The organism is Streptomyces sp. NBRC 110035, from assembly GCF_000829695.1.
GTDB lineage: Bacteria > Actinomycetota > Actinomycetes > Streptomycetales > Streptomycetaceae > Streptomyces.
Genome location: NZ_BBNN01000023.1, coordinates 69,038 through 75,491 on the forward strand (window position 1 = coordinate 69,038; position 6,454 = coordinate 75,491).

General features: G+C 72.8%; 6 protein-coding genes and 2 pseudogenes. 5 read left to right on the forward strand and 3 right to left on the reverse strand.

Annotated elements, in window-relative coordinates; translation table 11 throughout:
- Window positions 1–8: 8 nt before the first annotated feature.
- Both TU30_RS13280 and TU30_RS13285 read right to left on the reverse strand, forming a co-directional pair.
- Window positions 9–653, reverse strand: a complete 645-nt coding sequence (locus tag TU30_RS13280; protein ID WP_042168996.1) for a hypothetical protein — start codon at window positions 651–653, stop codon at window positions 9–11.
- A gap of 40 nt (window positions 654–693) precedes the next feature.
- Complete coding sequence (locus TU30_RS13285) at window positions 694–1,113, reverse strand: ATP-binding protein (protein WP_042168999.1); 420 nt, start codon at window positions 1,111–1,113, stop codon at window positions 694–696.
- Between the two features lie 173 nt (window positions 1,114–1,286).
- Between TU30_RS13285 and TU30_RS13290 the strand changes: the two are divergent.
- The 4 genes and pseudogenes from TU30_RS13290 to TU30_RS13300 all read left to right on the forward strand — a co-directional run bounded on the left by TU30_RS13290 (window position 1,287) and on the right by TU30_RS13300 (window position 3,727).
- Window positions 1,287–2,122 (forward strand): annotated as a pseudogene (locus TU30_RS13290) (Scr1 family TA system antitoxin-like transcriptional regulator).
- Window positions 2,119–2,322, forward strand: a complete 204-nt coding sequence (locus TU30_RS13295) for a DUF397 domain-containing protein (RefSeq protein ID WP_042169002.1) — start codon at window positions 2,119–2,121, stop codon at window positions 2,320–2,322. Before TU30_RS13290 ends, TU30_RS13295 begins: the two are co-directional and overlap by 4 nt.
- A gap of 322 nt (window positions 2,323–2,644) precedes the next feature.
- Window positions 2,645–2,794 (forward strand): annotated as a pseudogene (locus TU30_RS37160) (alpha/beta hydrolase); the annotation flags it as partial.
- A gap of 162 nt (window positions 2,795–2,956) precedes the next feature.
- Window positions 2,957–3,727 carry a copper homeostasis protein CutC gene (locus TU30_RS13300; RefSeq protein WP_078878266.1) on the forward strand — a complete coding sequence of 257 codons (771 nt, stop codon included), beginning with the start codon at window positions 2,957–2,959 and terminating at the stop codon, window positions 3,725–3,727.
- Between the two features lie 20 nt (window positions 3,728–3,747).
- On the opposite strand, the gene TU30_RS13305 is transcribed toward TU30_RS13300, so the two are convergent.
- Entirely contained in the window at window positions 3,748–5,868 is a 2,121-nt protein-coding gene (locus TU30_RS13305; RefSeq protein ID WP_042169004.1) for an ATP-binding domain-containing protein, read from the reverse strand.
- A gap of 360 nt (window positions 5,869–6,228) precedes the next feature.
- Between TU30_RS13305 and TU30_RS13310 the strand changes: the two genes are divergently transcribed.
- Window positions 6,229–6,429 carry a hypothetical protein gene (locus TU30_RS13310; RefSeq protein ID WP_042169007.1) on the forward strand — a complete coding sequence of 67 codons (201 nt, stop codon included), beginning with the start codon at window positions 6,229–6,231 and terminating at the stop codon, window positions 6,427–6,429.
- Window positions 6,430–6,454: the final 25 nt, after the last annotated feature.

A 6,454-nucleotide genomic window follows, 5' to 3' on the forward strand; every position in this document is an offset into this window, starting at 1 on the left:
GGCCGGCCTCATCCCGTCAGCAGTTCCAGCTCGCCGCCGATGTTGTACCGGGCCGTGGCCTCCCAGTGCTCCCGCCCGTACGGCGTGCGGAACAGACGCGGCAGGTCGAGGAGCCGGCGCAGCACGGCGGCCCGCCCCTCGCGGAAGGCGTCGCCGGGGACGAAGCGGTACTCCTCGCGGACGGCGGCGGTGTAGGCGGCGTACGCGGACGGCGGCGAGGCGAGGACGGCCAGGTCCGCGTCGCACAGCACCTGGCCGTCCGGGTCGTCGTCGCCCGGGTCGTGGGTCACGGTGAGCCGCACCAGCCGCGCGACCTCGGCGACCTCCGCCCCCGGAACCCCGGCCTCGGCCAGCGCCCGCTCGGCCAGCCGCGCCGACCGCTCCTCGTTCTCGGACCGGTCCGGCAGATAGACGGCGTCGTGGAACCACGCCGCCAGCCGCACGACATCCACGTCGTCCGCGTACGCCGCCAGCTCGTCGACCCGGTCGAGCACGGCGGTGAGGTGCGCGACGGTGTGATACCGCCGTTGATCCTCCTGCCAGCGGCCGAGCAGATTGTCGGCGTAGGGGACGGGATCGGGCCCGCCCCCGGTGCCCCTGGCCCCCTCCAGAGCCCGGACGAAACGCTCACGCAGAACATCGGTGTCGACCATGCGGCCATTGTTCCCGGTACGCGCCCCGAGAGGTCAGAGATCAGAGGTCGGAAGGCAGAGGCCAGAGGTCGAGTTCGGCCCGTACCGTTTTGCCGGGGCCGCCGTCTCCGCGCGGCCCGACGTCCATCCGGCTCGTCAGACAGGCCACCAGCCAGAGCCCTCGGCCGGTCTCGGCTCCGGGGTCCTCGGGAGCGTGGGGCCGGGCCGGGGGCAGGCGGTCGTCGCGGGTGTCGACGACCTCGACGCGGAGGAGATCGCGCGCGGCGGTCAGCGTCAGGCTCAGGCGGAAGTCGCGGCCCGGGACACGGCCGTGGGTCACCGCGTTCGCGGCGAGTTCGGCGACGACCGGGGCCGCGGTGTCGTTCACCCCGGACTCGTAGGGGAAACCCCAGGCGTCGAGCCGGTGGGAAGTGAGCCGCCGGGCGAGGCGGGCGCCTCGCGGGGTCGAGGTGAAGCACATGGAGAACTCTTCGGCGTGTGCCGGGGGTTGGCCGGTGCGCTCGAAGGGGGAGTTTCGGTCGTCATGGGAGTGAGCGTGCCGTTGCGTGCGTACCGTGACCAGCAGTGAATTCCTTACACAGCGTTGCTGTAAGGGTGCCGCGAGTGTCTGTCGGTGAGGAAGAGGGGCAGCTCATGGTGCAGGTCGTGGAGCAGGCTCGGAACGAAGATCCGGCCGACGAGTTGCTGCGTTCCTTCGGCAGGCAGGTCAAGATTCTCCGTGAGCGGGCCGGGCTCACCCAGGCCGCACTTGCTCCACGGCTCGGATACAGCGAGGCGCAGGTCGCTGCGATCGAGCAGGGGCGCCGGATTCCACGGCCGGAGACCATCGACAACCTCGACAGTCTGCTGGAGGGCGGTGGGCTGCTGCTCGTCATGAAGCGGGCCGTGGCACTCACGCGGTATCCGGCCTTTTCCGTGACGCGGCGCGGATCGAGGAGGAGGCCGTCGAGTTCCATGCGTACGCGGTGCTGGCCGTGCCAGGTCTGCTTCAGACCGAGGAGTACGCACGGACCATGTTCACCGTGTGGCGGCCCCGGCGGCGTGAGGACGAGATCGAGCAGATGGTGGCGGCGCGGATGGCTCGGCACAAGCTCTACGAGCGGAAGCCCGCACCGACGCTCAGCTTCGTCATCGAAGAGTCCGTGCTGGAGCGGCCGTTCGGCGGGGTGAATGTGCTGCGTGGTCAGTTGGAGCAGATTCTGCTCGTCGCCGAGAACCCCCATGTCGAGATCCAGGTCATGCCGACTCGGGTCACCGATCACGCAGGGGCGGACGGGCCGTTCACGATGATGGCCCCGGAGGGCGGGGAGCAGGTCGCGTACGTGGAGAGTCAGGCCAACGGGCGTGTGATCACCAAGCGCGAAAGCGTGCGTGGGTTCGCCGTGCGGTATGGAATCCTGCGGGCACAGGCGCTGTCCCCTGCCGAATCCGTGCGCCACATCGAGAAGTTGCTGCAAGGAGACCTATGAACACCGAGCAGTCACAGGACCAGTCCCTCCACTGGTTCAGGTCCAGTTACAGCGGTGGCGCGGGCGGTGAGTGCGTCGAGGTCGCCGCCCTCCCCGCCTCCGTCCGTGTCCGCGACTCCAAGGACGCCGGCCGGGGCACCTTCACCGTGGCCCCGGCCACCTGGGCCGGGTTCATCGCTCACGCACGCCACGCGCGCTGACCGGAAAGCGTCGTCGAGAAGGGCGTGACGGCCGGCTTGGACCACTTCCGTCGGCCCTGGCGGCATCGCGGCGGTAGCAGACGGAACAGGGTGCACACGGCTGCGCCGGGTTCTGGGGCCGCTCCTTCGGGGGCGGCCCGAGTGCTTTCCGGCAGGGCTCGCAGGCTCGCACACACCTGTCCGTATGCCACCCCCGCCCTCCCGGCCCCGTGCTCGACCAGCGAGCTCGCGGCGCGCGTGCCGCCGGTACCGAGGGGCAACAGAAAGTGAGCCGTCAGATGCAACCGATGTGCGTACCGGTCCACGGAGCCTTCGCGAGCTCCTTCTCCTTGAGGGCGACGAACTGACGCCGGACCGCCCGTACGACGTCCGCACGCTCGCGGGCAGTCACCTGAGGTGGCTGGTCGATCCGGCGCCGACGGCCCGGGTCCTGGGCGAACTCGCCGCGCTTTCGGCGCCGTCCGCGGGGTGACGGCCGGAGCGGGGGCCGCGGAGCTGAACATCCTCGGGGGGTGAGACCGGCCTCGGAGTGTGGGGGCGCGGATCCCCGGTCGGCGGGCGTAGGCTGGATTGGACTAGACCTCTAGGTCTCCAGTCGTCGATCCGTGCCCTTGATGCCGAGGAATGGGGTTCCATGAGCAAGCGCGCAGTCCTGGAGGTGATCGCCCTCGATGTCGAGGACGCGGTTGCCGCGCGGGCGGGAGGTGCGGACCGGCTCGAGCTGGTCACCGACATGGCGGCCGACGGGCTCACCCCGTCCGCCGCCACCGTCGCCGCCGTCCGCGCGGCCGTCGGCATCCCGCTGCGGGTGATGCTGCGCCTGGCGGACGGGTTCGCCGCCGGTGACCCCGGCCGGCTGGTGGGCGCGGCGCGGGAGATGCGGGACGCCGGGGCCGAGGAGTTCGTCCTCGGGTTCCTCGACGGTGACGGCCGGGTGGACCTGGACGCCGTGGAACGGGTCGTCGGGGCACTGGACGGCTGCCCGTGGACCTTCCACCGCGCCATCGACCGCGCCGCCGACCGCGCCGCCCTGCGCAAACAGCTCGACGGGCTGCCCGGCCTCGACACCTACCTCACGGCCGGCGCGCCCGGCGGTGTGGCCGACGGGCTGCCCACCCTGCTCGCCGAGGCCCGGCGCGGGCGGGGGGACGAGCCCGGGTACCAGCAGCAGCTGCTCGTCGGGGGCGGCCTGCGACTGGAGCACGTTCCCGCGCTGCTCACCGCCGGGGTCCGCGCCTTCCACATCGGGGGCGCGGCCCGGCCCGGCGGATGGGCCGCGCCCGTCTCGGCGGAAGCCGTCGCGCAGTGGCGCCGGGTCGTGGACGGGGCGGTCGAAGAGGCGGCCGGCGGGGCTGCCGGAGAAGCGGTCGAAGAAGCGGCCGAAGAGGCGGTCGGCGGGGGCTGACGCCGTTCCGCCGGGCCGGCTCAGTCCGGCGGCGGCAGCAGCAGTTGCTGCGGCAGGGGCGTCGCGTGCGTCACGACCAGGCCCGAGACCGCTCGGGTCAGGGCCACGTACAGGCGGCGCAGGCCGGTGCGTTCGTCGGGCTCGCCGTCGACCACGGCGCGCGGCTCGTCCAGGACCACGTAGTCGTACTCCAGGCCCTTCGCCAGCGACGCCGGGACCAGGGTGAGCCGGGTGTCGTACGTCGTCTCCTCGCCCGGCGCGACGTAACCGATGCCCGCCCCCGTGAGGGCCTTCGCCCACTCCGGGATCCGGGCGTCGGCGGCGATCAGGCCGACCGAGCCCTCGTGGGCCAGCAGTTCGCGGCAGGCGGCGAGCACGTCGTCGGTCCCGCCGGACGACCGGACGGCGAACAGACCCGGGCTGTCACGGACCGACGCCACCGGCGCCAGCCCCGGCGCGATGTGCGGCAGCAGCCGGGAGGCGTACGCGATCACGTCCGTCGGGACGCGGAAACCGGCGGTCAGCTCCTCCACCACCGCGTCCCGCTTGCCCAGGTGGCCCAGCGCCTCCCCCCAGCTCCGGGTCGCCCACGGCGTGGTGCCCTGGGCCAGGTCGCCGAGGACGGTCACCGAACCGGTCGTGCAGCGCCGGCCCACCGCCCGGTACTGCATGGGCGAGAGGTCCTGCGCCTCGTCGAGCACCACGTGCCCGAGGGACGGGGTGCGCCGGATCAGGTCGGTGGCCTCGTCGATCAGTACCGCGTCCGCCGCCGACCACTTCGCGGACCTCACCGACCGCGCCGGCTTCGCCCGGAGGACCGCCTTCTGCTCGTCCTCGTCCAGCAGTCCGGCCGCGTGCTCGGCCAGGAACTCCGGGTCCGCCAGCAGCCGCAGGACGAGCTTCGCCGGATCGACGGCCGGCCAGAGCGTCTGCACCGCCGCCTTCACCGCGCCGTTGCGGGCCACGGTGTCCTGCACCCTGTCGTCCGGCGCCTCCCCGGCCCGCTCCATCTGCACCAGCACGGCGTGCGCGATGCGCTGCGGCAGAGCCTCGCGGGCGGCGCCGTAGCGGATGTTCCGGTCGAGCAACTGGCGGACCAGTTCCTCCAGCTCGTACGCCGCCACCCGACAGCGGCGCGAGCCGCGCACGACGACGACCGGTTCGGTGGGCAGGGTCACGTGTGCGTAGAGGGCCCGGCGCAGCACCTCGGCCATCCTCGCGTCGCCCTTGACGAGCGCGGTCCGCGCGTCGTCCGTCCCGCGCACCTCGACATGGGCCACCAGGTCGTCCACCGTCGCCTGCCCGACCGCCAGTTCGCCCAGCGCGGGCAGCACCTGCTCGATGTAGTGGAGGAAGGACCGGTTCGGGCCGACGACGAGTGTGCCGGTGCGGGCCAGCCGCTCGCGGTGGGCGTACAGGAGGTAGGCGACCCGGTGCAGGCCCACGGCCGTCTTCCCGGTGCCCGGACCGCCCTGCACGCAGACGCTGCCCGCCAGGCCGGACCGTACGATCTCGTCCTGTTCGGGCTGGATCGTGGCGACGATGTCGCGCATCGGGCCGACGCGCGGGCGTTCGATCTCCTGCTGGAGCAGCCTGCTGGTGACGGCCTCCCCGGCGGAGCCGGACCGTGCCACTGCGGTGGGGCCGGACAGGTGCTCGTCCTCGTACGCCGTGAGGTCGCCGCCGGTGTACCCGAAACGACGGCGCAGCGCGACGTCCATCGGCTCCTTCCTCGACGCCCGGTAGAACGGCTGCGAGACCGGCGCACGCCAGTCGATCACCATCGGGTCGCCGTCGGCGTCGTGCACGTGCCGGCGCCCGATGTAGAAGCACTCCTCACCTTCCGCGCCCTCGGCGTCCTCGGCGCCCGGAGCGTGCAGGTAGTCGAGGCGGCCGAAGAACAGCGGGGTGTGGCCGAGGTCGGCCAGTGCCTTGACGCGGTCCCCGATCTGCCGCTCCAGGATCTGTGCGTTGACCCAGTTCGCGGTGACGTCGCGGATGTCGAGGGCCTCGACGTCCTCGCGCATCGCGCGCAGGGCGGTGCGGGACGCGGTGAGGTGGGCGCGCTCGCGGGCCAGGGGGCCCGTGGCGTCGGCGGCGGGCGTGGCTGGGGCGGCGGGTTCGGGGACGTGCGCGGGCACGGGTCTGCCTCCGGCTGGTGCTGGCGGTGATGCCGCGTGATCACGGCATGGCGGACCGCCCGGTTTCCGTCCGGGCGGCGGCACTCCGGCGAGGGAGGCGGGAGAGCCCCGGTCGGCCACCGTTGCGGTGGCCGGGGCGAGCGGGAGATTCTAATCGGCTCCCGCTCGCGGGGCGAACGATTAACGCATGCGCGGTGCTCCGTGCTCCGTGCTTCGTGCTCCGCAGGGTCTCAGGGGGCTCTCAGGGGCGCGGGTCCTCCTCGAAGGGGACACCGTGCGCCTCGGGGCGTACACGACGGGACCTGAAGTCGGGCCCCACGACTGATGCCCCGAACGGGTGATATGGCGCACTCTGGACACATGAGTACAGCGACCTTCATCCCAGGCAACCGGGCCCGTGACCAGGGCGCCCCGCGGGGTGCCACCGCCACCGGCTCCGTCCACCACTCCCCGCACCGCCTCGGCAACGCCCTGCGCGCGGTCCGGGTCTTCGCCGAGAGCCTCTTCTCGGTCACCGTCCTCGGTGAGTACAACGAGGAGGCGGGCGTCCGCCGCCGCTGACCGCACAGCACCCGACCCCGACCCC